Below are 24,334 nucleotides of genomic sequence, written 5' to 3'. Positions count from 1 at the left end.
TGCTTAATCCAGACCCAGAACACCGCGTAATTGAGACAAGTCTTCCGCCAGCGTCGTGATTGGCCCTTTCAGCGCATTGCGATCGGCATCGGTCAGTTTGTCATAGGTTTCAAAACCGTCTTTGGTACGGTACTTGCTCAGAATGGTATCGACTTTTTTGAAGTTCGCATCCACCTTCGCTAACAGTTCAGCATTGGATTTTTGTAACTGAGGACGCAGGAGATCGACAATTTTCTGCGCGCCATCAACGTTGGCCTGGAAATCCCACAGATCGGTATGGCTGTAGCGATCTTCTTCCCCACTGATTTTGCTGGCTGCGACTTCTTCGATCAGCCCTGCCGCGCCACCTACCACTTTAGACGGTGGGAAGGCCAGCTCGCTAATACGCGTTTGCAGGTCAAGGACATCGTGGTTTAACTGGTCGGCATACTTGTCCATACCTTTGGTGGTATTGTCACCGAACAGCGCTTTTTCCAGACGGTGGAAGCCGGTAAATTTCGGATCAGCGGCTTTTTGTTCGTAATCATCTTCCCGCGCATCAATACTGCCATCGAGATCGGAGAACAGTTCGGCAATCGGTTCAATACGCTCGTAGTGCTGACGCGTTGGCGCATACAGGGATTTTGCTTTTTCCACATCGCCGGCTTTAATCGCATCGGTGAAGGCTTTAGTACCCGCTACCAGTTGCACGGTTTCTGCCGTCACGTAGGCTTTGTACTCGGTAATCGCGCCGCCCAGACTCAACAGAGCATCACTGTGCGCGGCATCCGCTGTAGCGCTTCCTTTTACAATCAGTTTGCCTTTCGGGTTGGTCAACAAACCACAGGTCATATCATATTCGCCAGGCTGCAGGTTGGCCGTCATTTTCTGGGTAAAGCCCGGCGCAATGTTTTCGCGCTCTTCAACCACCATAACGCCTTTGAGGATCTCCCACTCCAGCGCTTTCTGGCTGTGGTTCTGGATGATGAACTGCGTTTTCCCGGCGTTAACCGTGATCGTCATCGGCTCACACTGTTTATCGTTAACCGTGACTTTCACCTGCGGAATATCGGCGGCTTGTGCAGAAAAAACGGATGCAAACAGCGTGGCAATACCCAACTGCAGCGCACTACGGCGAAAATGAAACGTCATAACCTGGTCCTTTGAATAAGTATGTTGTAACTAAAAAGTATTCCGCATCGCGTTGTTTTTAAGGTGCGGTACGCGATGCCGTAGTGCCTGAACGCGGCGGTAGCGCAAAAATAATGAATGCCGGAATCAGGTAGATAAACCAGACAGCCACTTCACTCACGCTTGGCGCCTCCTGATAGCCGAAGATTCCTTCCATCAACGTGCCAAACAGCGAGTGCGTCGAAAGTACGCTGCTGATGTCAAACGCCACATCCTGAAAATGATTCCATAACCCGGCTTCGTGGAAGGCGCGGATGGCTCCAGCGGCAAGTCCGGCGGCCACCAGCAAAATGAACAGACTGGTCCACTTGAAGAATGCCCCGAGATTGAGACGAATACCGCCGAGGTAAATCAGGTAACCCAGTACCACCGCGGTGGCCAGCCCCAGCATCGCGCCCAGCGGCGGCCAGATGCCGACATCCTGCTGAAACGCCGCCAGCAGGAAGAACACCGACTCCAGCCCCTCGCGGGCGACGGCAAAAAAGACCATCATCACCAGCGCCCAGCCGTGATGGTTGCCGCGCTGCAACGCGTTATCGACAGCCTGTTCAAGCTGGACTTTGACGTTACGTGAAACTTTACGCATCCAGAACACCATCCAGGTGAGGATCACCACAGCAATGACCGCCACGATGCCTTCGAACAGCTCCTGCTCTTTTTGCGGAAATTCCCCGGTGGTTTCGTTGATGAAAATCCCTAACGCCAGGCATAACGCCGCCGCCAGCAGCACACCAATCCACATCACACCAATCCAACGGCCACGCTGAGTCCGTTTCAGGTAGCTGGCAATCAGGCTGACAATCAGCGCGGCCTCTAACCCTTCGCGCAACATAATTAGAAATGGAACAAACATGCGAAGAACCCTTAAACGTTATTCTCAGTCAATTGATGCAAAGAAAAGTAAATTACAGTGATAGTGATTATCATTACAGAAAAGAAAAACTCAAGCAGAATGTTTTGAGAATGATGACTGAATGTAAAAGGTTAGGCAGGTAATGGTTATAGCGAGCTTGCAGCGTAGGTAATAAAAGCCCCCCACATGCGTCAATGTCATTAAGTTAACGCCTCTATATCAGAAAGCATCAACCTGTATTCGCGAAGGTAATGAACATACTATTTCAGAGAAAGGATTCCGTTCACCTCATGTACATCGTTTCTCTGAAACACCGATTCCTGTGAACGTGTAAAGGGCGTTCTCCGCCACGCCCTTTACAATCCCGGCTCCCGGCGGGAAAATTGCCGCTCCGCGGTCCCCTCCGTTTATTCCTCCAGGCGACCGGGCCGGGCGCGAGGTAGCGTCCCTGCAAAGCGCGCCCTGAGCCAGCATCCATGCTGGCTCTCCCGGCCTTACGGAAACACGTCGGCAATTTTCAGCCGGACCAGCCACACCTGACATCCTGTGTTTTTATTTGAATATGTTGAACAGCAAAAAAGATTTTACTGAAAGTCAGAGCGTTGAAGCGATGACCCCGGTCCGGCTGAAAATCGATGAGGCGTTGACGGCTGACCGGGTCTGTCCGCAGGGATGCGGACAGAGGGGACGGCCTGCAGGGACGCAGGCTCGGCCCCGACCCGACAGGCAGACGGCATAAGACGAATAGCTCGCGCAGCGACGATTTTCCCGCCGGGAGCCTGGGATGCAAGGGAGGCGGCGGTGAGCCTCCCTTGCACGTTCACAGGTATAGCGATATCAGAGAAGCAATGCACATAAGGTGAACGGAAACTAATTCAGGGTAAAACGTTCTCCATACATGCTTAACCGAACAGTATTGCGCATGCGGCGGGCCTGAGGACAAAGGTAGATTATTCTGCCTGTAAACGAGACGGCGGCGCGGAGTGATAATGCGCGTCAGCCTCGGCAAAACGTTGCTGCATTGCGGTTGATGGCGCTTTACCCAACAGACTAAAGACGACAATACCGATGCTGCCGAAAATAAAGCCAGGGATGATTTCATACAGACCCAGCCAGGCAAACTGCTTCCAGACGATTACCGTCACCGCGCCGATGATCATCCCTGCCAGCGCGCCGTTGCGGGTCATGCGCGACCACATTACCGAGAACAGAACCACCGGACCAAACGCCGCGCCAAAGCCTGCCCAGGCGTAGCTTACCAGACCCAGCACACGGTTCTCCGGGTTGGCCGCCAGCGCGATGGACACCAGGGCCACAACCAGCACCATGATACGACCAATCCACACCAGCTCTTTCTGGCTGGCATTTTTACGCAGGAACGCTTTGTACAAATCTTCGGTGATTGCGCTGGAACACACCAGCAGTTGGCAACTTAAGGTCGACATCACCGCCGCGAGGATCGCAGACAGCAGAATACCGGCAATCCACGGGTTGAACAGGATTTGCGCCAGTTCAATAAACACACGCTCAGCGTTCTGGTTAACGGCACCTGCCAGCGACGGGTTGTTATTAAAGTAAGCGATACCGAAGAAACCAACGGCAACTGCGCCGCCCAGACACAGGATCATCCAGGTCATGCTAATACGACGTGCATGCACAATACTATGGTGAGAATCTGCCGCCATAAAGCGCGCCAGAATATGCGGCTGGCCAAAGTAGCCCAGGCCCCAGCCCATCAGAGAAATGATGGCAACAAAATTCAGCCCTTTGAACATGTCTACGTTCTCAATGCTCTTTTGTTTAATCACTTCCAGCGAATCATCGAATCCCCCCACGCCGATAATGACCATGACCGGTGTCAGGATCAGAGCAAAGATCATCAGGCTGGCCTGAACGGTATCAGTCCAGCTTACCGCCAGAAAACCACCGATAAAGGTATAAATGATCGTCGCAGCCGCCCCCGCCCACAGTGCTGTTTCGTAGCTCATGCCAAAGGTGCTTTCAAACAGACGCGCCCCTGCCACAATCCCTGAAGCACAATAGATGGTGAAAAACAGCAGAATAACCAGCGCGGAGATAATCCGCAGAATGCGGCTTTTATCTTCAAAGCGACCGGTAAAGTAATCCGGTAACGTCAGCGCATTGTTATTGTATTCGGTGTGTACGCGTAAACGTCCGGCCACCAGCTTCCAGTTGATCCATGCGCCCAAAATAAGGCCAATGGCGATCCAGCTTTCTGAAATCCCCGACAGGAAAATTGCGCCTGGCAGCCCCATCAGCAACCAGCCACTCATATCGGATGCGCCAGCGGATAACGCGGTCACGAATGGACCCAGACTGCGTCCACCCAGAATGTAATCGTCAAAGTTTTTGGTTGAACGCCATGCAATAAACCCTATCAATATCATGCCGAAAATATAGACACAGAATGTCACTAACATCGGTGTGCTAATAGCCATCAAAACTCTCCAAAATTATGTATCAGCAATGCCGTGGCTTGCCGTTTTATTACCCTGCCGGAACGTGGCAAAGATATCTATGTTTACCAGGCGACCGTATCCTGCCGGAAGCGATGGTCATTCACAATCGATTTAACACACCATTTACATCAAAATTGATCCAGAGTAGATAGCATTTTTCTGTAGGTTGCACTCTCTCACACTTTTCTTGGTTGCACCTTTGAAAAGTGTTAACTACCGCAGAGAAAAAGATTCCGTAATTTTTATTCGCCCTGTCACGAACACCAACTTTATTAACATTTCATTCATTTTCAAGCTTGCAAACCACGTCACATTTAACACGGTTGCACAAAGTTGCAACATAGTGGATATTTCTCGGTAACTATCAGACCCGTATTTCAGTACAACAGGAGTAAACGGCATGGGAACCACCACGATGGGGGTTAAGCTGGATGACGCCACTCGCGAGCGTATTAAAACAGCCGCATCACGAATCGATCGCACACCGCATTGGCTGATTAAACAAGCCATCTTTAATTATCTTGAAAGACTGGAAAATGACGATGCGCTTCCTGAACTGCCGGCACTGCTGGCAGGCGCGGCGAATGAGGGCGAGGAGTCAACCACGCCGCAGAATGAAACGCATCAGCCTTTTCTGGAATTTGCCGAACAAATTCTGCCGCAGTCCGTTTCCCGTGCGGCAATCACCGCCGCGTACCGCCGCGCCGAAACCGACGCCGTGCCAATGCTGATGGAGCAGGCACGTCTGCCGCAACCCATCGCCGAGCAGGCGCATAAGCTGGCGTACGATCTGGCCGACAAACTGCGTAACCAGAAGACCGCCAGCGGTCGCGCCGGAATGGTACAAGGTTTATTGCAGGAGTTCTCCCTTTCTTCGCAGGAAGGCGTGGCGCTGATGTGTCTGGCGGAAGCCCTGCTGCGTATTCCCGATAAGGCAACCCGCGATGCGTTGATCCGCGACAAAATCAGCAACGGTAACTGGCAGTCGCACATTGGGCGTAGCCCGTCTCTGTTCGTTAACGCGGCGACCTGGGGACTGTTGTTTACCGGTCGTCTGGTTTCTACGCATAACGAAGCCAGCCTCTCCCGCTCGCTCAACCGTATTATCGGCAAGAGCGGCGAACCTTTAGTGCGTAAAGGCGTCGACATGGCGATGCGCCTGATGGGCGAACAGTTCGTCACCGGAGAAACCATCGCCGAAGCGCTGGCTAACGCACGTAAACTGGAAGAAAAAGGTTTCCGCTACTCCTACGACATGCTGGGCGAAGCGGCGCTAACCGCCGCTGATGCTCAGGCTTATCTGGTTTCTTACCAGCAGGCGATCCACGCCATTGGTAAAGCGTCTAACGGACGCGGCATTTATGAAGGGCCCGGTATCTCTATTAAGCTGTCGGCGCTGCACCCGCGCTATAGCCGCGCGCAATATGACCGCGTGATGGATGAACTCTATCCGCGCCTGAAATCGTTAACACTGCTGGCCCGTCAGTACGACATCGGTATTAATATCGACGCCGAAGAGGCTGACCGACTGGAGATCTCCCTCGATCTGCTGGAAAAACTGTGCTTCGAACCCGAACTGGCGGGCTGGAACGGTATCGGCTTTGTTATCCAGGCCTACCAGAAGCGCTGCCCATTTGTTATCGACTATCTGATCGATCTCGCCACCCGCAGTCGCCGCCGCCTGATGATCCGTCTGGTTAAAGGCGCATACTGGGATAGCGAAATCAAACGTGCGCAAATGGACGGTCTGGAAGGCTATCCGGTTTATACCCGTAAGGTGTATACCGACGTTTCCTATCTGGCCTGTGCGAAAAAACTGCTGGCCGTACCGAATCTGATCTACCCGCAGTTCGCCACCCATAACGCCCACACGCTGGCGGCGATTTATCAGTTAGCGGGGCAAAACTATTATCCTGGTCAGTATGAGTTCCAGTGCCTGCACGGTATGGGCGAACCCCTGTACGAGCAGGTTACGGGCAAAGTCGCGGATGGCAAACTGAACCGTCCATGCCGTATTTATGCGCCGGTAGGTACACACGAAACCCTGCTGGCGTACCTGGTGCGTCGTCTGCTGGAAAACGGCGCCAACACCTCGTTCGTCAACCGCATTGCTGACACCACTTTGCCGCTGGACGAACTGGTTGCTGATCCGGTCGAAGCTGTGGAAAAACTGGCGCAACAGGAAGGCCAGACAGGTTTACCGCATCCGAAGATTCCCCTGCCGCGCGACCTGTACGGTAAAGGCCGGGAAAACTCAGGCGGACTGGATTTGGCTAACGAACATCGTCTGGCCTCGCTGTCCTCTGCCCTGCTCAATAGCGCGCTGCAAAAATGGCATGCCAAACCGATTCTCGAGCAGCCGGTTGCTGACGGTGAAATGACGCCGGTCGTTAACCCGGCCGAGCCAAAAGACATTGTCGGCTACGTGCGTGAAGCGACTCACAGCGAAGTGGAACAGGCATTACAAAACGCCGTCAATAATGCGCCAATCTGGTTTGCGACGCCGCCACAAGAGCGCGCCGCTATTTTGCATCGCGCTGCCGTTCTGATGGAAGGCCAGATGCAGCAATTAATTGGCATTCTGGTACGCGAAGCGGGTAAAACCTTCAGCAACGCCATTGCAGAAGTGCGCGAAGCGGTAGACTTCTTGCACTATTATGCAGGCCAGGTACGCGATGACTTCGATAATGAAACCCACCGTCCGTTAGGCCCGGTAGTTTGTATCAGCCCGTGGAACTTCCCGCTGGCCATTTTCAGCGGACAGATTGCCGCCGCGCTGGCCGCAGGCAACAGCGTACTGGCAAAACCAGCGGAACAAACCCCGCTGATTGCCGCCCAGGGTATCGCTATTTTACTCGAAGCGGGCGTACCGCCAGGCGTGGTACAACTGCTGCCAGGCCAGGGCGAAACCGTCGGGGCGCAGCTCACTTCCGATGAGCGCGTACGCGGCGTGATGTTTACCGGCTCGACGGAAGTCGCCACGCTGTTGCAACGCAATATTGCGACCCGCCTTGATGCTCAGGGCCGTCCAATCCCACTTATCGCCGAAACCGGTGGCATGAACGCGATGATCGTCGACTCCTCAGCGTTAACGGAACAGGTGGTGGTCGACGTGTTGGCTTCTGCTTTTGACAGTGCCGGACAGCGCTGCTCCGCGCTGCGCGTCCTGTGTCTGCAGGATGATATTGCCGACCACACGCTGAAAATGCTGCGCGGGGCGATGGCGGAATGCCGCATGGGTAATCCGGGTCGCCTGACTACCGATATTGGGCCGGTTATCGATGAAGAAGCCAAAGCCAATATTGAGCGCCATATTCAGGCCATGCGCGCCAAAGGACGTCCGGTATTCCAGGCCGTGCGTGAGAACAGTGACGATGCGCGGGAATGGCAAACCGGTACCTTTATCGCTCCGACGCTTATCGAGCTGGAAAGCTTCGATGAATTACAAAAAGAGGTGTTCGGTCCGGTACTGCATGTCGTGCGTTACACCCGTAACAATCTGGGCAGCCTGATTGAACAAATTAATGCCTCCGGCTACGGCCTGACGCTGGGCGTCCACACCCGTATCGATGAAACCATCGCTCAGGTCACGGGATCTGCACATGTGGGGAACCTGTACGTTAACCGTAATATGGTTGGCGCCGTCGTCGGGGTGCAACCATTCGGTGGCGAAGGCTTGTCAGGAACCGGACCAAAAGCAGGTGGACCGCTGTACCTGTACCGCCTGCTGGCTAATCGCCCGGAGAATGCGCTGGGCATTACGCTTGCCCGTCAGGATGCAGACTATCCTGTCGATGCGCAGCTCAAAGCGGCTCTCGTGCAACCGCTGGAAGCACTCACCGAATGGGCCGCCGATCGTCCGTCGCTGCGTGCGCTTTGCCAGCAGTTTGGTGAACTGGCGCAGGCCGGAACGCAACGTCTGCTGCCAGGACCAACCGGCGAGCGCAATACCTGGACGCTGTTACCGCGCGAGCGCGTACTGTGTATCGCTGATGACGAGCAGGATGCGCTGGTGCAGGTTGCCGCTGTGACTTCGGTGGGAAGCTTGATCCTGTGGCCGGATGATGCGTTCCATCGTGAACTGGCAAAACGTCTGCCAGTTGCAGTCTCCGGGCGGATTCAGTTTGCCAAAGCGGACAACATCGCCATGCAGCCGTTTGATGCCGTGATTTTCCATGGCGATTCCGATCAGCTTCGCGCGCTGTGTGAAGCGGTGGCGGCCCGTGAAGGAGCGATTGTGTCGGTTCAGGGCTTTGCCCGCGGCGAAAGCAATATCCTGCTTGAAAGGCTGTATATTGAACGCTCCCTGAGCGTCAATACCGCCGCCGCCGGAGGCAACGCCAGCCTGATGACAATCGGCTAAGGTTGTGGTTAATTAAGGCTCCGGTAACGGGGCCTTTTTTATAAAGTCAGAGGGAAACATGAAACGAATTTTACTGACATGTGCAGCGCTGCTGCTGAGCGGCCAGGCGCTGGCAGATGACTGCGCCAACGCGAATAATCAAGCTGAAATGAACACCTGTGCGGCAGAGCAGTTTAAAGCGGCCGACGCCAAACTTAATGAAACGTATCAGAATGCGCTGAAGCGCGCCGCCCCGACCCAGCGCGATTTACTGAAAAAAGCGCAAACTTCGTGGATAACCCTGCGCGATGCAGACTGTGCGTTAATCAGTTCCGGTACCGAAGGCGGAAGCGCCCAGGCGATGATTTCCAGCCAGTGTTTAACGGATAAGACCAACGAGCGCGAAGCGTTTCTCGCCTCGCTTCTACAGTGTGAAGAAGGCGATTTAAGCTGTCCGCTACCGCCTGCCAGCTAACGCACGCGGATCCCTTCGATAATCATCCGCTGTACGCTCTCAACGGTCTGGTTAAAAAAGGCTTCATCACGCAGCGTTGCGCCCGTTACCGCCTCTACCTGTGGGGCAAAGTCTGCATAATGCTGTGTTGAAGCCCAAATCATGAAAATCAGATGGTGCGGATCGACAGGAGCCAGTTTCCCACTGCTGACCCATCCGGCAATCAACGCCGATTTCTCATCAATCAGCGTTTTAAGATCGCCCGTTAATTCAGCCATCAACAATGGCGCGCCCGCCAGCATCTCCATGCAGAATAACCGGGAAGCCTGCGGGTAATCGCGCGACACTTCCAGCTTCAGGCGAATATATTCTTTAATGGCCACCAGCGGCGCAAAGTCTTCGCGAAACGCCTTTAGCGGTGCCAGCCAGATGTCGAGGATTTGCCGTAAAACGGCAATATAGAGCACCTCTTTTGACGGGTAGTAATAGAGCAGATTCGTTTTTGACACCCCCGCCTGCTCTGCTACCTGTTCCAGACGCGTACCATGGATCCCATATTGGGAGAAGATATTTAATGCCGCGGTTAAAATAGCCTGACGTTTTGCACTGACGGCCTGCGAGCGTTTACCGTTTTTTTTCTCTGCGCGTTGGACCATGCGCCCTCTCCTTCTTGTGAGGGCGTCAGCATACCAAATCACACGGTGAATGGTTAAATTAAAGCGATTCAGGAGGCGCCGCCTGCGGCTGCGCTTTTTTCTCCTTGAACTTCAGTTCGCTGACCAGCACGCCAACAATAATGAATGCTGCGCCTAACAAAGCCAGTAGCGGTAGGCGTTCACCCGCCAGACGACCAAAGATCCCCGCCCACACCGGCTCTCCGGTGTAGATGACCGTCGCCCGCGTCGGCGAAACGCTGCGCTGCGCCCAGTTCATGGTGACCTGAATAATCGCGCTAAAAATTCCTAATCCCAGCGCGACCACCAGCAATCCTGTCGACATCGGCGGTACAGACTCTCCTGCCGGGGCCATGGCAATAAACGCCGCCACAGAAGCGGTTGCCAGTTGCACCACCGTTACCCGACGCACATCTACTTTTCCCGCCCACGCGCTAATCAGAATAATTTCTGCCGCAATCGCCACCGCGCCCGCGAGCGTGATCCACTCACCTTCACCCAGCGCCAGTAAATTTCCCCCCGGTCCGGCAAGAAAAATCAACCCGATAAAGGCCAGTACAATCCCGACACACGGCATCAGGCCAGGCATACGCCCCAGGCACAGCCATTGCAACAGCGGCACCAGCGGTACGTACATCGCGGTAATAAACGCCGATTTACTGCTGGGAATAAACTGCAAGCCCCAGGTTTGCAGGCTATAGCCCAGCGCTATCGCAATGCCGATCGCCACGCCAGCTTTAAACTCCAGCCAGGTCAGCTTATGCAGCGTTCGCCACGACAGAAGCGCAACGGCCAGCGCGGCAGTAGCAAAACGCACACCGACAAAGAAAAAGGGCCCGCTCAAAGTAACGGCATATTGCACCGCCAAAAACGTTCCACCCCAGAACATGGTGATCACAATGAGGATCGCCTCCTGAGGTTTAACAGAAAAGGAATAACGAGAAAGTAAAGACATGAGACACCCGATTAACAGAATGTCATTAGTCTGCGTTGCGTTTTGTTACAGTTCAACCTTGCTGACAAAAAAAACCGCCGGATGCTCCCGGCGGCGGTGGCTTCGTGACGGCTAAGATGAAACACGAGACCGTCACGACATAACTAACAGGCAATGCAATAATTACGATTTATTGTTGCCGTGGCTATTTTTGCCCCCTTTCTTGCCTGCTTCTGAAGCGCGTTGCGGGTCATTCTTGAAGTTGCCCCCGCTATGCTGGCCACCTTTTCGACCTGCTTCTGATGCTCTTTCGCGGTCTTCCGCAAAGTTACCGGAACCGCCTCGATGGTTTGCCATTACTGACCTCCGTCATTGATTAGACATCATATTGCATAGGTACTGAGGAGTGATACCTCAACGCAGCGTCTGGGCGAGGCCCTTGTTTTCACTGCGTGGAATTAAGCTTAGCGAAGACCGGCCTGTTGACCAGCAAACTGTAATATCCTGCAACAGGATCCGCTGCATGATCAAAATAATAACAAGAAGAAATCAATAAGCCTTTCTTATGACTAACAAATATCGCGCGGTTAAATATGTATCATTTTGCAACAAAAGAGGATGTTATAAAAATTGTTATAAATCAAAGAAGTGTTTGTGAAATTTGCACTCCTGACAGTACGTCATATCTTTATAGGTAGGTAGCGAATCGCTACGGACACGGTTAACTCGAGGAGTAGTGTAAAATGGCAAAAGTTCTGGTGCTTTATTATTCCATGTACGGACACATTGAAACTATGGCCCATGCAGTTGCAGAAGGCGCGAATAAGGTAGACGGCGCGGAAGTCATCATTAAGCGTGTACCGGAAACCATGCAGCCTGAGATTTTCCTCAAGGCGGGCGGTAAAACACAAAATGCACCAGTCGCCACCCCGCAAGAACTGGCTGATTACGATGCCATCATTTTTGGTACCCCCACACGCTTTGGCAATATGTCCGGCCAGATGCGTACTTTCCTTGACCAGACCGGCGGGCTGTGGGCTTCCGGCGCGCTGTACGGCAAACTCGCCAGCGTATTCAGCTCAACGGGGACCGGCGGCGGTCAGGAACAAACCATTACCTCAACCTGGACGACGCTTGCCCATCATGGGATGGTGATTGTGCCGATCGGCTACGCAGCGCAAGAGCTGTTTGATGTCTCACAGGTTCGCGGCGGTACGCCTTACGGCGCAACCACTATCGCCGGAGGCGACGGCTCCCGTCAGCCAAGTCAGGAAGAGTTGTCTATCGCCCGCTATCAGGGTGAATATGTCGCAGGTCTGGCAGTAAAACTCAACGGCTAATCTTCAACAGGAGGATTCGAATGCCAACTCAAGAAGCGAAAGCCCATCACGTCGGTGAATGGGCAAGTCTGCGCAATACATCGCCGGAAATAGCCGAAGCCATTTTTGAAGTCGCGCATTATGACGAGAAACTGGCGGAAAAAATTTGGGAAGAAGGTAGCGATGAGGTGCTCATCAAAGCCTTTGAGAAAACAGACAAAGATTCGCTCTTTTGGGGTGAACAGACTATCGAACGCAAAAACGTCTAGCGCTCTGACTCCCCCGCTCGCACGGGGGAGTTTTTCTTTTACTTCGCCGCCTCATTCAACACGCTATCGAACTTATCGATTGGGCAAAAGCCGTTCGCATCTACCGGACACCCTTTCAGCTCCAGCGTCACGCGCTGCGCCGGGGATTTCAGCGTCAGAACATCCGCATTACGCAACTGCTGCGAGCTTTGATAGACATATTCGATTTTCATCAGATCACGATTCGCCTTGCTGTCATGCCAGCGCTGGAAGACAATCTTCCCGCCGATCGGCGTACGCTCGTTCTGATCGTGAAGCTGGTACGGTTTGAAATCCAGCGCGGTGAGCAGCGAAGCAATGTTTGAGTCATGCCCCACCAGCACGGTTATTTTCGGTGCTTTCATGCGTTCGGTGACCAGCGCATTATCAATATATTTCACCAGCGGTTTGGCGACGTTCTGCGCCACTTCCGGCGAGGTGAACAGGCTGTCCTGATAGCCATTTTTCAGCTTCGACAGCACCTTCCACTGTTGATCGGACTTAATTTCCCCCCAGGCGACCTGGTCCATCGGGAATCCTTCGTAATATTGCAGCGTGAAAGCATCGACCAGCGAGTTCCCCACCTTTAATGGTCCTGACACCCCCGGCTCCTGCTGGTATTTGGCGCTAAACGTATCTTTGGCGTCGGTCAGGGAACACTGCTGTTTTTCTTTGCAGGATGGCGAGTCTTTGTAGTCTGTCATTTGCTCAAGCAATTGATAGCTGTCGCTGAGCTGCATTTTGCTGCGCTCTTTTTCCATCGCCTGGACAGCCTGCTGGCTGAAGGCGGCAGAATCATCGGTGATCACCGGGTTAAAGGTGGGATCCATAGTGCCCATTTTTTCCTGATGATGAACTGGAACATCGCACCCCGGGAATGCGCCGGTGACAAAGAACTGCGCCGTAGCAACCGTACGCTGTAGGCTATTCGCATAGGTATAGACCGTGTCCGGAGCCGGACATTCGCCCGTTTTTACCATCCCTTGCTCTGCCAGCCACTCACGCATGTAGTGACCCATATAGACTTCCAGCACGCCGCCTTTGGTGGTGAGTTGCCCGCCAGGAACATCCCATTCCGGCCATTGTTTAGGCGTGGACTGCTCAAGAACGCTGCCGTTATTGGCTAAAGGTGCACGTAAGTTATGCCGACTCATCATCAATACTTGCTGAAGCTGGTAGCCTTCCGGCGCGGTCTGCGCGTACGCGGCGCCTGACACTAATACAGCCCCTGCCACGGCTGCGGCGATTAACGATTTATTCATCCCTACGACCTCTTGTTGTTATCAATCACAACAGAGTGTGACAGAAACAGGACATTTTTCCGGGAACGCTTTCGCAAAACAGGGCATCTACCGTGTTGTTTTAATACCGAACTCGCTATTGAGTTTACGGATCCCTGGTGGGGTAAAGGTGACATGGCGACTACCGGTCTGCGTTTTAATCCACTTTTGTTCGGTAAACCAACGTAACAGCGTTGCGCCAAGCACGCCGCCAGGATGGTAACGTCGCTCACTCCAGTCCAGACAACCGCAGGCTAATTTCCGCCGTGACGAGCCGGTAAAGAGGACGATCCCCATTTCCGTCAGTTTTTCCTGCCCGAGTTCAGTTAGCGTTTCACCATCCGGCGTTAACCACTGACGGGAAACGAACGTGTCAAACAGTCTCACCGCCACTTCTCCGGCGAGATGGTCGTAGCAGGTGCGGGCATGCCGCAAACTTAGGGGCGTGGTGATTTTTCGAGGGGGAGATGTCGCCCACGCCACCCCCATCAGTCGTTCCAGCAGTTCAGCAATCTCCGCGCTTGCGAGGCGAAAATAACGATGCCTTCCCTGAGCGAGCGCCACCACAAAATGTTGTTCGCACAAACGCGCCAGATGCGCGCTGGCGGTCGAAGCGGATACATCCGCTACGGCGCTAAGTTCGGTCGCGGTCCAGGCGCGGCCATCCATCAGCGCACACAGCATACGCGAGCGCGATTTATCGGCCATGACTGCCGCAGTGAGCGCCATGCGCGACTCCAGCTCGCCCTCTTCTTCCTTTAACATCACGGATGCCATAGTGACCTCGTTGGCGCTAAATATCTGAATTAACGATGCCATGAAAACGCGCGAAAGTCACCGAAGGGTCACGCCGCACGCACCATCATCTCTACACCCAGTCCAAGCAAACACAACAGAAAACTGCGTTTAAACACCAGCGGAGATATAACCCGTCGCACACGAGTCCCCATCCACTGACCAATCAGCGCAGGCACAATGGCCAACGCCGATAAGCTCAGCGACTGTGCGGGCAGCGCATTATGCCACCACAGTCCGAGCGCCAGCGCCAGCGTTGAAAATGTGAAAGAGATCCCCAGCGCCTGCACCAGTTCATCTTTCTCAAAACCCAGGGATTGGATCCAGGGCACCGCAGGCATCACAAATACGCCGGTTCCGCCGGTCAGCAAGCCGGTAACGAATCCAACAACAAGGGAGTATGTTTTTTCACGGTGCGCGGCCACCGCGATCGTCTTACCCGCCAACGTCCAGATGGCGTAAGCCACCAGCGCTACGCCGAGCGCAAACTGGGTACGGGCCGTGTCGCCGCCGGTAATCCAGGCGCTGGCAAGCAGGGTCGCCACCACTACCGTCAACAGCATTGGCCACAGCCGTTTGAGCAATCTGCGTGTATTACCGCCGCCGCCAAACTGGAACAAATTACTTATAAGCGAGGGTAAGAGCAGCATTGCCGCCGCGGCAACCGGCGAAATAAGCGATCCGAGGATCCCCATCGCCACGGTGGGTAACCCCATACCGGTGACCCCTTTCACCATGCCGGCGAGGACAAATGTGGCGGCAATCATCATTACCAGAGAAGGTCCAAACGCTACAGAACTCGTCATATTGCACTTTCCTGCAAAGAGAAGGTGACTCATTCTGAACATCAATCACTCTGCTTGCTTCGCCAGACAACGAAATATGTCCTCCCGTTTTAGCGGCGGCAGCATAAAAAAATGCCGGGGTTCCCCGGCACAAATATTAGAACATTTTCGCCCACCACAACCGAAGCTTCATGCCCCAGTAGCTGGTCCAGCCGCTGGTTGTAGACACCACCCGGCCTTGCGACATTACCACCAGCGTGGGCGTGACGCTGATTGCCCAACTGCGGGAAATTGCCCCGTTTGCATCATTGATGACCGGAAAGTCCACGCCTTTTCGCGACAGCCAGCGGGATACCTCAGCTTCATTGCCGGAGCGTAGCGCAATGGTCATCACGTTTTCCCCTTGCGAACGTAGCCTGGCGACTTCCGGCGTCGTGAAGCGACACACGCCGCACCAGCTGGCCCAGAAATAGAGCAATACTGGCTCGTGTTGACTCAGCGCCGCCAGCGTGACGGTTTCACCATCCAGCGTTTGTAAAGGTGTGCTGTCAAAAGAGGCAGGGAGCTGCGGGGCACGCCAGGCATCCATCAGCAGCATCACACCGGCCAACAACGCCAGTAAGATCACCCCTTCGCGCAGCCAGCGGCGTAGCTTACTGACCATTGGCTGCCGCCAGTTTTTCTTTTACGACTTCCTCAAGCGTTTCCCATGGTACTGCGCCCGGAATGAGTTCATCGCCAATAATCGTTGCAGGAGTACCTTGCACCCCGACCAGTCGCGCCAGTTGCAGATTCGTACTCAGGGTTTCAGCGCTTTGCGCGTCCAGCGTCACCGGAGTGGCACCCGCTTTTTCCTGGGCCTGCTTGATACTCACGTCAGTATGATAGCCCTTCTTCTGCATCAGCTTTTCATGCAGCGCCAGAAACTGTTGCGGATGCTGATGCCAGGTAGTCAGCACGGTCCGCGCCGCCAGTTCCGAACTTTTCCCTTTAAATGGCAGCGGTTTAATGACCACCGCCACGTCAGGGTATTTCTGCACAATTTTCTCCAGCATCGGATCGAGCTGTTTGCAGTATGGACAGTTGTAATCGGTAAAGTTTATCAGCGTCAGTTTCGCCTGCTTTGCACCAATTCGTGGGCTGTTGGGATCGTTAAACAGGGCTTCCTGAATAAGCGCTTCGATTTGTTTTTCCTGCTCCGGGGTAAATGGCGCAGGCTCTTTCGCCACGCTGACGGCGGAAAACAGGCTTAACAACAGAACAATCATCATCTTCATGGGGTGACTCCTTTAGCATCATTCAACATTTGCAGTACCGCATCGCGGGTTAACAACGTTGGCAACGCCTGACCTTCCGGCAGACCGGGGCCATAAATTTGGTTATACGGCACAGCAACCTGGCCGCGTTTTTTCAAAAATTCGGTGATGGTTTCAGAAGGGAGGGTCCAGTCGCCGCGCAGCGCCACAACATCCGGCTGCTGCAGCGCGGCCTGGACGTCATCTTTATGCAAGACGTTGTATTTATTTACCTTACAGGTAATACACCAGTCCGCCGTGACGTCAATAAACACACGCTTGTGTTGCGCCAGCGCCTCTTCAATCGCCTGCTCGCTAAGCGGTTGCCAGTTCACGCTCTCTTTAGCGCTACTTTGCCCTGCCAGCCCTAAATGCGGGAGCAGCAATGTCGCAAGCCAGATAGCCGAACCCAGCATCATCACGCCAAGCAAACGCCGCAGGATATTCATCCAGCGCCCCGGTCGCGGCAGGCGCAGCGCCAGACCGGGACGCAGGGCCACCAGCAGCCACGGCAGGCTCATCCCCAGACCTAGCGCGATAAACAGTCCCCACAGCGTCGGCAATGAGGCCGTCAGCGCCACCGCCACAGCCGTGCCCAGAAACGGGGCGCTGCATGGCGTGGCGAGCAGGGTCGCAAATGCGCCTTGCCAGAAATGTCCCGCCAGGCCGTTGCCGCCATGTGTCGCCAGCGTGGTGGTCATCGCTGAAGGCAAGCGGAACTCAAACCACCCAAACAGGCTGGCGCTGAACGTCAGCATCACCAGTACCATGACACCGATGAACCACGGATTCTGGAACTGGATCCCCCAGCCAAGCGCCTGATTGGTTAACCGCAGTACCGTCATCAATAGCGCCAGCGCCATAAAGGAGACCAGTATTCCGGCTACCGATGCGAGGAATTGACGGCGAATCTGGCGGCGGCTTTTTTCCTCAACCAGTAAAATCGAACCCAGCTTCATACCCAGCACCGGTAACACGCAGGGCATCAGGTTGAGAATCAACCCGCCCAGTAACGCCATTAGCGCCACCTGCCACAGCGGAAGCGAAGCGTTATCGATGGCTGGCGCTTCGCCAATCGCAAGACGGCTTTCCTGCGCCACGCCATTATCAGCCAAAACCAGCGTGACCGACTTACCGCGCAGATCCGGCGCGCCTTCCCCCCAGCCATCATGGACAGGTACCGTGGCGCGTAGCGTTTCCCCGTCAACCTGGATTTGCGGCATACCAAAATCCGCATCATCTACGGCATCCAGATACAGCCCTGGCGCAGTCCAGCCTCCGGCGCGCTGCGCCTCAACGACCAGTTCTCCAGCACGCGCCCCGGCATGAAGAGAATCAGTCAGGCCACTGGCGAGCGGGATCTGCCCCATCGCCTGAGCATAGTCATGCGCAAAAGTCGGATCCTCGGCGGTGGGCGTCACGGAAAAAGGAAAATCCGTCAACAGGCAAACGTTGCTACAGGTGGATAGTGTCAACACGCCGCTAAGCGTGGCGGGCGATCTGCCGCGCACCATCATCGGGAACGTCACCCGATCGTGATACCCCTGGGTGGTGATATTGGCGACCTCAAAACGCGCAGGGGTTGGCCAGAACCAGTCGACCGTCGGCATTTCGCCCTTCCAGGCGATAGACGGCGCAACGCCCCCCTCACCCGGCGAACGCCAGTAGGTTTTCCAGCCATCTTCCAGTTTAACATCCAGCAGCAAACGGGTTTCACCGGCGGCTGAGGTATCGGCGCGTAATCGCACGCTGGCGTGATCGTTATCGGGTGAACGTAGCCAGCCGGGGTCAGCCGCCCAGGATACGGGCAGCCAGAGTAATAACAGACAGAGCAGCGCCTGCCTGAAAACAGTCATCATAGTTTTTCTCCGTGAATAATTATCTAACAGTCAGCAACGGCTGTTCTGTCATTCACGGAAGACGCAAAATCGGAGATGTACCCTGAGAGTGGGCGGCGAGATGGCTCGCGGTGGGAAAAAAGGTAAACGAAACGCCCGCACTGGTGCCAGTAGCGACAGCAGCAGACACAGAGTCAGAATAATGCCCTCAAACAGTACCGGCGGCGCAGCCAGTAACGACTTCGCGCTCAGTTCACAAGGGGTAACCGGGGCAGCCTCATCAGGTTGCGCTTGTTCGCTTGTGACAACGCTGGTGGCAACGGTGTTCATCTGCAACGCGTGCAGGCCCGCCATGCGTTGCGCGGTGCAAACCATCACCACAACACATGCCAGACAGAGGAACCACCATCCCAGCCGTTGACGTTTCGCCATTCTACCCTCACTGATTGATGCGGGTTATCTTAACCACTCGCCAGGTTTTAGCAACCTTTGCGCTGTAAAGTTATGTCCTGTTATTTGAAGGTCATACACGCCCTCGCGCAATAAAAACGCTATATGTGAAATGATTATTCATCATATTTTCAGCATTACTTATTACAATATAACATTGCGGATTAAATACCCCCTTAAAATGTTACACCAGTTATTATTCATCATTTATAAAGGGTACCCGATAATATTTAACACCAGCAGAAAAAAGACACTTCGAATGTACTGCCATGTATTGATGCGTAAATGAAAGTAAGGTTCAGCACATTTTCAATGTGAGTATCGTATTATAGCATAACGTAATGGACACCCGTTCATTTCAAGAACAACATGTTTAATAAATGTTATTTAGAGTATATGGAAATGAAAAAATATTTATTACCCCTGATTGGATTACTTTTCACAGTCAGCGCTCAGGCCGCAACATTTACCGACGGCAAAGAATTTATCTCACTGGAAAAACCCGTCGCTACAGCACCGGCAGCGCTGAAGTTTTTCTCGTTTTACTGCCCTTCATGCTATCAATATGATGAAGTGTTTAAAGTGACTGATAACGTAAAAAAAGTTCTGCCTGCTGATGTCAAACTCACCGAGTATCACGTCGATTTTTTAGGCCCTTTGGGGCAAGACATGACGCATGCATGGTCAGTCGCCATTCTCCTGAACGTGCAGGACAAAGTGAAACCATTGCTTTTTGATGCCGTGCAGAAAAAACAAACGATTAAGACAGCAGACGATATTCGTAACGTATTTATCAACGCCGGCGTCAGCGCCAGCGATTATGATGCTGCGTGGAATAGCTTTGCCGTGAAATCACTCACCGCCAAACAACAGGAAATGGCTAAAGCTGTGGATTTAAAAGGTGTACCTGCCATTTTTATTAACGGTAAATATATGATCAATCCGAAGGGACTGAAATCAGATGACCTTAATTCTTTCGTACAGAACTATGCAGACACGGTCCGCTTCCTGATGACCAAATCCTGATATTTCGCTAATCCGACTATTCGCACCACACAACAGACGCCACCACCTTGCAACGCGCTGTTGGTGGTGCGACGACAGCATCGTTTATACCGATATCCTTTCTTCCCGGTTGGCATTCGCCGTTATCAGGATTACCCTAAACTTAGCGGTGACACCTTTTGTCAGGGTTCACCTTCTGCAAGTGTTGATTTACACGAGAGAACGCTATGGAATTAAAGGATTATTACGCCATTATGGGCGTGAAACCGACAGACGATCTCAAGACAATCAAGACCGCCTATCGTCGACTCGCCCGTAAATACCATCCTGATGTCAGCAAAGAGCCTGACGCAGAGGCCCGGTTCAAAGAGGTCGCTGAAGCCTGGGAAGTACTGAGTGATGAACAGCGACGCGCCGAGTACGACCAGTTGTGGCAGCACCGCAACGACCCTCAGTTCAACCGTCAATTCCAGCAAGGAGAGAATCAAAACTACAGCGCCGAAGATTTCGACGATATTTTCTCCTCCATTTTTGGTCAGCATGCACACCACACGCGACAGCGCCATGCCAGTCGCGGACATGATATTGAAATTGAAGTTGCCGTATTCCTCGAAGAAACGCTCACTGAGCACAGCCGCACTATCAGTTACAACCTGCCGGTTTACAATGCCTTCGGCATGGTTGAACGGGAAATTCCCAAAACACTGAACGTGAAAATCCCGGCAGGCGTGGGCAACGGTCAGCGTATCCGTTTGAAAGGCCAGGGTACCCCTGGTGAAAACGGAGGGCCGAACGGTGATTTGTGGTTGGTGATTCATATCGCACCGCACCCACTGTTTGATATCGTCAATCAGGATCTGGAAGTTGTCGTTCCCGTAGCACCGTGGGAAGCCGCTTTGGGCGCGAAAGTGACCGTACCTACGCTGAAAGAAAGCATCCTGTTAACCATCCCTGCAGGCAGTCAGGCCGGGCAGCGGTTACGCATTAAAGGCAAAGGTCTGGTGAGTAAAAAACATACCGGCGATTTGTACGCGGTGATCAAAATCGTGATGCCGCCGAAACCTGACGACAACACAGCCACCCTGTGGCAACAGCTGGCAGATGCACAAAAGACCTTTGATCCGCGCAAAGAGTGGGGGAAAGCATAATGGCTAACGTCACCGTCACCTTTAGCATTACCGAATTTTGTCTGTACACCGGTGTATCAGAAGAGGAACTGCATGAGATTGTCGGCTTAGGGGTGATTGAACCCCATGAAGACGAGACCTTTGACGATCATGCCCTGACCGTAATGCGACGCGCAATGCGCCTGCGCCAGGAGCTGGAGCTTGACTGGCCGGGAATCGCCGTTGCGCTGACATTGTTAGAAGAGAACGCGCAGTTGCGTCAGGAAAACCGCGTGTTGCGCCAACGCCTGTCTCGCTTTATCAGCCATCCTTAATACGTCGGGGTCAGCATCGCGCTGGCCCTGCTCACGTTTAATGACATTACTCAACAGATGGCATACAGTCAGAAAAAGAAATATCTCAAACCATAAGACGTTAGGCCATGCAGCTAAAACCCCTTACCAAAGGTCGTTTTCACAATATCTGGCAGCAGGATGATGCCTTAATCGAGAAAATATTCCTGGAGTTGCTCTCTGAAACCCAGATTATCCAGGAAGATGAATATCTCTATCGCCAGGGACAAATTGTTGATCGCCTGATTATGGTGCAGTCGGGCAGAATTTCTTTGCGCTACAGCGCTGAGAATGGGCGCCGTTTTCAACTGGGCGCAATGGAATGTGATGAGCAACTGTTTGGAGAAATGGAGTTTTTTACCGGTTACCGCTGCCAACTGGATATCGTAGCCGAAGAGCCGCTGACCGTTGCGGTGTGTAGCTGTGAACGCCTGGAAGAGGCGCTGAACCAACACCCCAGACTGGCGATATTTTTCGCCAGCGCGATGGCCGTTGACTATCAGGATATGTTAGAAATTTTCCTGCACCGGATGCTCTACCCGATCGTACACAACGTCGCGTACGACCTGTATCGCCAGCATCAGAACAAGCAACCGATGGATGGTTTTCATAAAAAATATCAGGAAGCGGAGCGATTCGGCACCACCGACAGGGTATATCGACGGGCGGTAAAAGCGTTGACGGATGCCGGGCTGGTAACGCGCACGAAACAAGGTCTGGAAATTAAGGATCTGGAAGGTTTACGCCAATTTCTCGGCAACGACATCATTGACTGACACACCAACCATTCTGAGTGTTGGTGTGCCGTCGGGTCGCTATCAGAACTTATAGGTGAGATTGAAATAGTGACCAAGACCGGTGGTGCGCCCTGCTCCACCATGGTTTTCCATCAATGCCATATTGCGGAAATACTTCAATCCATAACCTACCGCGTAGTGCTCTGAATGCCAGTAAATGCCGTTATACCATTCAATCGCGTTATTACTGTATAGCGGCTGGTTAGCTATCTTGTTAGCGGCAAACTGATAGTCAAAGTATCCCTGATAATTGAGATAACTGCCGTTGGCGAAGGTATAGAACGGCGTCGACCAGTTGGTCGAGAACATGTAACCATCCCACTTACCTTCGTTATCCGCGCCGTAGTTTTCACGAACGTAGTGTGCATAGATGTTCATTCCCATCATACCAAACCATGGAACCTTAACATCCGTACCTAAACCAACGTAATGCTCAAACAATTCCCGATCGCCAATGTTATTCACCGTCGCGATATAGAATTCGTTAAACGGCCCCACGGATAAATCTTTATTAAAAATAGCATCCAGGGAAAACCGCGGGGAAATCTTGGCGAAGAAGTTATCGCCACCGTGACGGTCGTCCTGCTTGCTGTCTAAAATATCAAAAAAATCGACATAACCATACAGGTCGATAATCCCGGAACGTGCACCGAACTCCAGTTCCAGATAGGTGTCATTACGAATACCATACGGTACTTTCGCATCCACACTTTGCATTAAATTCAATTGCATCCAGTTAAAATCATTTTTGCGAATATTGCCATCAGTATAATCAGCCGCAAGTGCTTGCGTGCAGCTGATAGCAAATACAGTACCCAGAACTGTTTTTTTAAGCATTGATATATTTTTCTTCAGCATTTTCAATTCCTTTGAGTAAGGTTGTGAGTCGCCCCACCCGATAAAGGGTGTGGCGGCTGGCTATCTAATTAAGGAGGTAAGCGTTATTACTGTATTTATTTACGTTTGAGTTTGAGTGTCCCCATCAGCATGACGAAGATAATTAAATACAACACCGGTATTGCATACATAATTTTCTGCAGTCCCATCGTTTTTTCCATCAGGGCACTGATCGCCGGACTAAACATGGCCCCGGCACTACCACTAATTAAAATATATGAAACGTTCTGACTACTCGCGCGCTTCACAAAAGAAACACCATAAGCAATAAAGGAGTTATACAATGCCGCACAGACAAACCCATAACTGTAGGCAAGATAATCAAGCCCAGAGATCTGTTCTTTCGTAACGATAATAGTGGTAATCACACACGCCAGCAGAATAATACTGAGCAGAAAATAATGGATCTTCACCCGGGCAACAATCACGGTAGAGACTAACGCCCCCACCAGCGCAGCCCCCCAGTATTGGGTAATAATATTCCCGGCCTCTTCAAACGGAATACCAAACTTGTTCTTCACAAATAACGGCGCCCAGGTGAGGAAGGTGTACAGCGCCAGCATGCCTAAAAACAGACCTATACCGCCGCTAATAATCCCAGGATTCCACTCTGATTTCACTGCGTCTGTGCGATCCGCCTCAGGAGCCGTTTCACAGGCATTGAAGCGGGTTAGCATCACAACCCCCAGCGTGAGTAAGGCCACTATGCCAACGCTAAGGTAGCTATAACTCCACGACATATTATGCGTCAGGGCAAAGGTAGTGATCAGCGGAAAAACCACGCCCGCCACGTTAAAGGTGGCATCCTGTACCACCAGCATTGTGCTCTGAATGCGATCCTGCCAAACCGAAACCACGATCGTTCCCGCCACGCACAGGCCAATCCCCCCACAGAATCCCACTAAGGCCATGGCGACCATCACCGGCCATAAGCCGGGGCTTACGTGCATCGCCAGCGCGCAGAGGAACACTATCGAGTAGATAATGAGCGTCATACGCTTCACACCAATTTTTTCTATCAGGAAAAAGGCGGCGATAGTCCCGGCTAATGCTCCGCCATTGAGTAACGAAAATATCGAGGCGACTGTATTTACATCGGCACTGTAGCGTACTGCAATCGGTTCAATCAGCATGCCGAACTGACTGGCAAACCCTGCCATTATAAAATTTGCCAGAAAACTAATCAGCGTAAGTGCTATTTTATTCTTCATATAATGCCA

The 24,334-nt window shown here is 52.9% G+C and carries 23 protein-coding genes; 8 read left to right on the top strand and 15 right to left on the bottom strand.

Going from position 1 to position 24,334, the window contains the following annotated elements:
• Positions 1 to 3: 3 nt before the first annotated feature.
• From efeO to putP, 3 genes are all read right to left on the bottom strand, one after another.
• Positions 4 to 1,131: an iron uptake system protein EfeO gene (efeO, locus tag FOB24_RS10710; RefSeq protein ID WP_150344889.1), complete on the bottom strand. Its 1,128-nt coding sequence runs from the start codon at positions 1,129 to 1,131 to the stop codon at positions 4 to 6.
• Between the two features lie 58 nt (positions 1,132 to 1,189).
• Positions 1,190 to 2,023: an iron uptake transporter permease EfeU gene (efeU, locus tag FOB24_RS10705; RefSeq protein ID WP_137347912.1), complete on the bottom strand. Its 834-nt coding sequence runs from the start codon at positions 2,021 to 2,023 to the stop codon at positions 1,190 to 1,192.
• Between the two features lie 950 nt (positions 2,024 to 2,973).
• A complete protein-coding gene (putP, locus tag FOB24_RS10695; RefSeq protein WP_038639556.1) occupies positions 2,974 to 4,482 on the bottom strand; it encodes a sodium/proline symporter PutP in 1,509 nt (502 codons plus the stop codon).
• A gap of 421 nt (positions 4,483 to 4,903) precedes the next feature.
• Between putP and putA the strand changes: the two genes are divergently transcribed.
• Complete coding sequence (putA, locus tag FOB24_RS10690) at positions 4,904 to 8,866, top strand: trifunctional transcriptional regulator/proline dehydrogenase/L-glutamate gamma-semialdehyde dehydrogenase (protein WP_150344888.1); 3,963 nt, start codon at positions 4,904 to 4,906, stop codon at positions 8,864 to 8,866.
• Between the two features lie 58 nt (positions 8,867 to 8,924).
• Positions 8,925 to 9,320, top strand: coding sequence for a lysozyme inhibitor LprI family protein (locus FOB24_RS10685; RefSeq protein ID WP_085048551.1), 396 nt, complete (start codon positions 8,925 to 8,927; stop codon positions 9,318 to 9,320).
• Here FOB24_RS10685 and rutR read toward each other — a convergent pair.
• The 3 genes from rutR to FOB24_RS10670 all read right to left on the bottom strand — a co-directional run bounded on the left by rutR (position 9,317) and on the right by FOB24_RS10670 (position 11,264).
• Complete coding sequence (gene rutR / locus FOB24_RS10680; RefSeq protein ID WP_038639547.1) at positions 9,317 to 9,955, bottom strand: HTH-type transcriptional regulator RutR; 639 nt, start codon at positions 9,953 to 9,955, stop codon at positions 9,317 to 9,319. The two genes, FOB24_RS10685 and rutR, sit on opposite strands and share 4 nt — an antisense overlap.
• 58 nt (positions 9,956 to 10,013) lie before the next feature.
• Positions 10,014 to 10,928 (bottom strand): DMT family transporter, encoded by a 915-nt coding sequence (locus FOB24_RS10675; RefSeq protein WP_150344887.1) that lies wholly within the window; start codon positions 10,926 to 10,928, stop codon positions 10,014 to 10,016.
• A 162-nt stretch (positions 10,929 to 11,090) separates the two neighbouring features.
• Positions 11,091 to 11,264, bottom strand: a complete 174-nt coding sequence (locus FOB24_RS10670) for a con-10 family general stress protein (protein ID WP_003036022.1) — start codon at positions 11,262 to 11,264, stop codon at positions 11,091 to 11,093.
• A 386-nt stretch (positions 11,265 to 11,650) separates the two neighbouring features.
• Here FOB24_RS10670 and wrbA point away from each other — a divergent pair, with 386 nt between their 5' ends.
• Positions 11,651 to 12,247: an NAD(P)H:quinone oxidoreductase gene (wrbA, locus tag FOB24_RS10665; protein ID WP_003036019.1), complete on the top strand. Its 597-nt coding sequence runs from the start codon at positions 11,651 to 11,653 to the stop codon at positions 12,245 to 12,247.
• Between the two features lie 20 nt (positions 12,248 to 12,267).
• The gene (locus FOB24_RS10660) at positions 12,268 to 12,495 is read left to right on the top strand and encodes a YccJ family protein (RefSeq protein ID WP_038639537.1); all 228 of its coding nucleotides are present in this window, start codon (positions 12,268 to 12,270) and stop codon (positions 12,493 to 12,495) included.
• Between the two features lie 38 nt (positions 12,496 to 12,533).
• Here the strand turns inward: FOB24_RS10660 and agp are convergent, their stop codons facing one another.
• The 7 genes from agp to FOB24_RS10625 form a co-directional block, all read right to left on the bottom strand.
• Positions 12,534 to 13,775 (bottom strand): bifunctional glucose-1-phosphatase/inositol phosphatase, encoded by a 1,242-nt coding sequence (agp, locus tag FOB24_RS10655; RefSeq protein WP_038639533.1) that lies wholly within the window; start codon positions 13,773 to 13,775, stop codon positions 12,534 to 12,536.
• A gap of 87 nt (positions 13,776 to 13,862) precedes the next feature.
• Positions 13,863 to 14,570 (bottom strand): ArsR/SmtB family transcription factor, encoded by a 708-nt coding sequence (locus FOB24_RS10650; protein ID WP_137347915.1) that lies wholly within the window; start codon positions 14,568 to 14,570, stop codon positions 13,863 to 13,865.
• A 68-nt stretch (positions 14,571 to 14,638) separates the two neighbouring features.
• Positions 14,639 to 15,394 carry a sulfite exporter TauE/SafE family protein gene (locus FOB24_RS10645; RefSeq protein WP_150344886.1) on the bottom strand — a complete coding sequence of 252 codons (756 nt, stop codon included), beginning with the start codon at positions 15,392 to 15,394 and terminating at the stop codon, positions 14,639 to 14,641.
• Between the two features lie 136 nt (positions 15,395 to 15,530).
• On the bottom strand, positions 15,531 to 16,037 hold the full coding sequence (locus tag FOB24_RS10640) for a protein disulfide oxidoreductase (protein WP_150344885.1): 507 nt from the start codon (positions 16,035 to 16,037) through the stop codon (positions 15,531 to 15,533).
• Positions 16,027 to 16,650 (bottom strand): DsbA family protein, encoded by a 624-nt coding sequence (locus FOB24_RS10635; RefSeq protein ID WP_150344884.1) that lies wholly within the window; start codon positions 16,648 to 16,650, stop codon positions 16,027 to 16,029. Before FOB24_RS10635 ends, FOB24_RS10640 begins: the two co-directional genes overlap by 11 nt.
• On the bottom strand, positions 16,647 to 18,527 hold the full coding sequence (locus FOB24_RS10630; RefSeq protein ID WP_150344883.1) for a protein-disulfide reductase DsbD family protein: 1,881 nt from the start codon (positions 18,525 to 18,527) through the stop codon (positions 16,647 to 16,649). Before FOB24_RS10630 ends, FOB24_RS10635 begins: the two co-directional genes overlap by 4 nt.
• A gap of 48 nt (positions 18,528 to 18,575) precedes the next feature.
• Complete coding sequence (locus tag FOB24_RS10625; RefSeq protein WP_150344882.1) at positions 18,576 to 18,938, bottom strand: copper resistance protein; 363 nt, start codon at positions 18,936 to 18,938, stop codon at positions 18,576 to 18,578.
• A gap of 420 nt (positions 18,939 to 19,358) precedes the next feature.
• On the opposite strand from FOB24_RS10625, the gene dsbA reads away from it, so the two are divergent.
• From dsbA to FOB24_RS10605, 4 genes are all read left to right on the top strand, one after another.
• Positions 19,359 to 19,982, top strand: a complete 624-nt coding sequence (gene dsbA / locus FOB24_RS10620) for a thiol:disulfide interchange protein DsbA (RefSeq protein WP_038643102.1) — start codon at positions 19,359 to 19,361, stop codon at positions 19,980 to 19,982.
• A gap of 206 nt (positions 19,983 to 20,188) precedes the next feature.
• Positions 20,189 to 21,109: a curved DNA-binding protein gene (gene cbpA / locus FOB24_RS10615; protein ID WP_085048559.1), complete on the top strand. Its 921-nt coding sequence runs from the start codon at positions 20,189 to 20,191 to the stop codon at positions 21,107 to 21,109.
• Positions 21,109 to 21,402, top strand: coding sequence for a chaperone modulator CbpM (cbpM, locus tag FOB24_RS10610; protein WP_038639509.1), 294 nt, complete (start codon positions 21,109 to 21,111; stop codon positions 21,400 to 21,402). The genes cbpA and cbpM overlap by 1 nt, the downstream gene beginning before the upstream one ends.
• A 107-nt stretch (positions 21,403 to 21,509) precedes the next feature.
• Positions 21,510 to 22,196 carry a Crp/Fnr family transcriptional regulator gene (locus FOB24_RS10605; RefSeq protein WP_038639506.1) on the top strand — a complete coding sequence of 229 codons (687 nt, stop codon included), beginning with the start codon at positions 21,510 to 21,512 and terminating at the stop codon, positions 22,194 to 22,196.
• Positions 22,197 to 22,238: 42 nt separating this feature from the next.
• On the opposite strand, the gene FOB24_RS10600 is transcribed toward FOB24_RS10605, so the two are convergent.
• Positions 22,239 to 23,075, bottom strand: coding sequence for a nucleoside-specific channel-forming Tsx family protein (locus tag FOB24_RS10600; protein ID WP_069323282.1), 837 nt, complete (start codon positions 23,073 to 23,075; stop codon positions 22,239 to 22,241).
• A 95-nt stretch (positions 23,076 to 23,170) separates the two neighbouring features.
• The gene (gene tsgA / locus FOB24_RS10595; protein ID WP_038639500.1) at positions 23,171 to 24,325 is read right to left on the bottom strand and encodes an MFS transporter TsgA; all 1,155 of its coding nucleotides are present in this window, start codon (positions 24,323 to 24,325) and stop codon (positions 23,171 to 23,173) included.
• Between the last annotated feature and the right edge of the window lie 9 nt (positions 24,326 to 24,334).

Source organism: Citrobacter werkmanii, assembly GCF_008693645.1.
Taxonomy (GTDB): domain Bacteria; phylum Pseudomonadota; class Gammaproteobacteria; order Enterobacterales; family Enterobacteriaceae; genus Citrobacter; species Citrobacter werkmanii.
The sequence above is the reverse complement of the archived record's forward strand: the minus strand, read 5'-3'. Positions and strand labels throughout refer to the sequence as shown.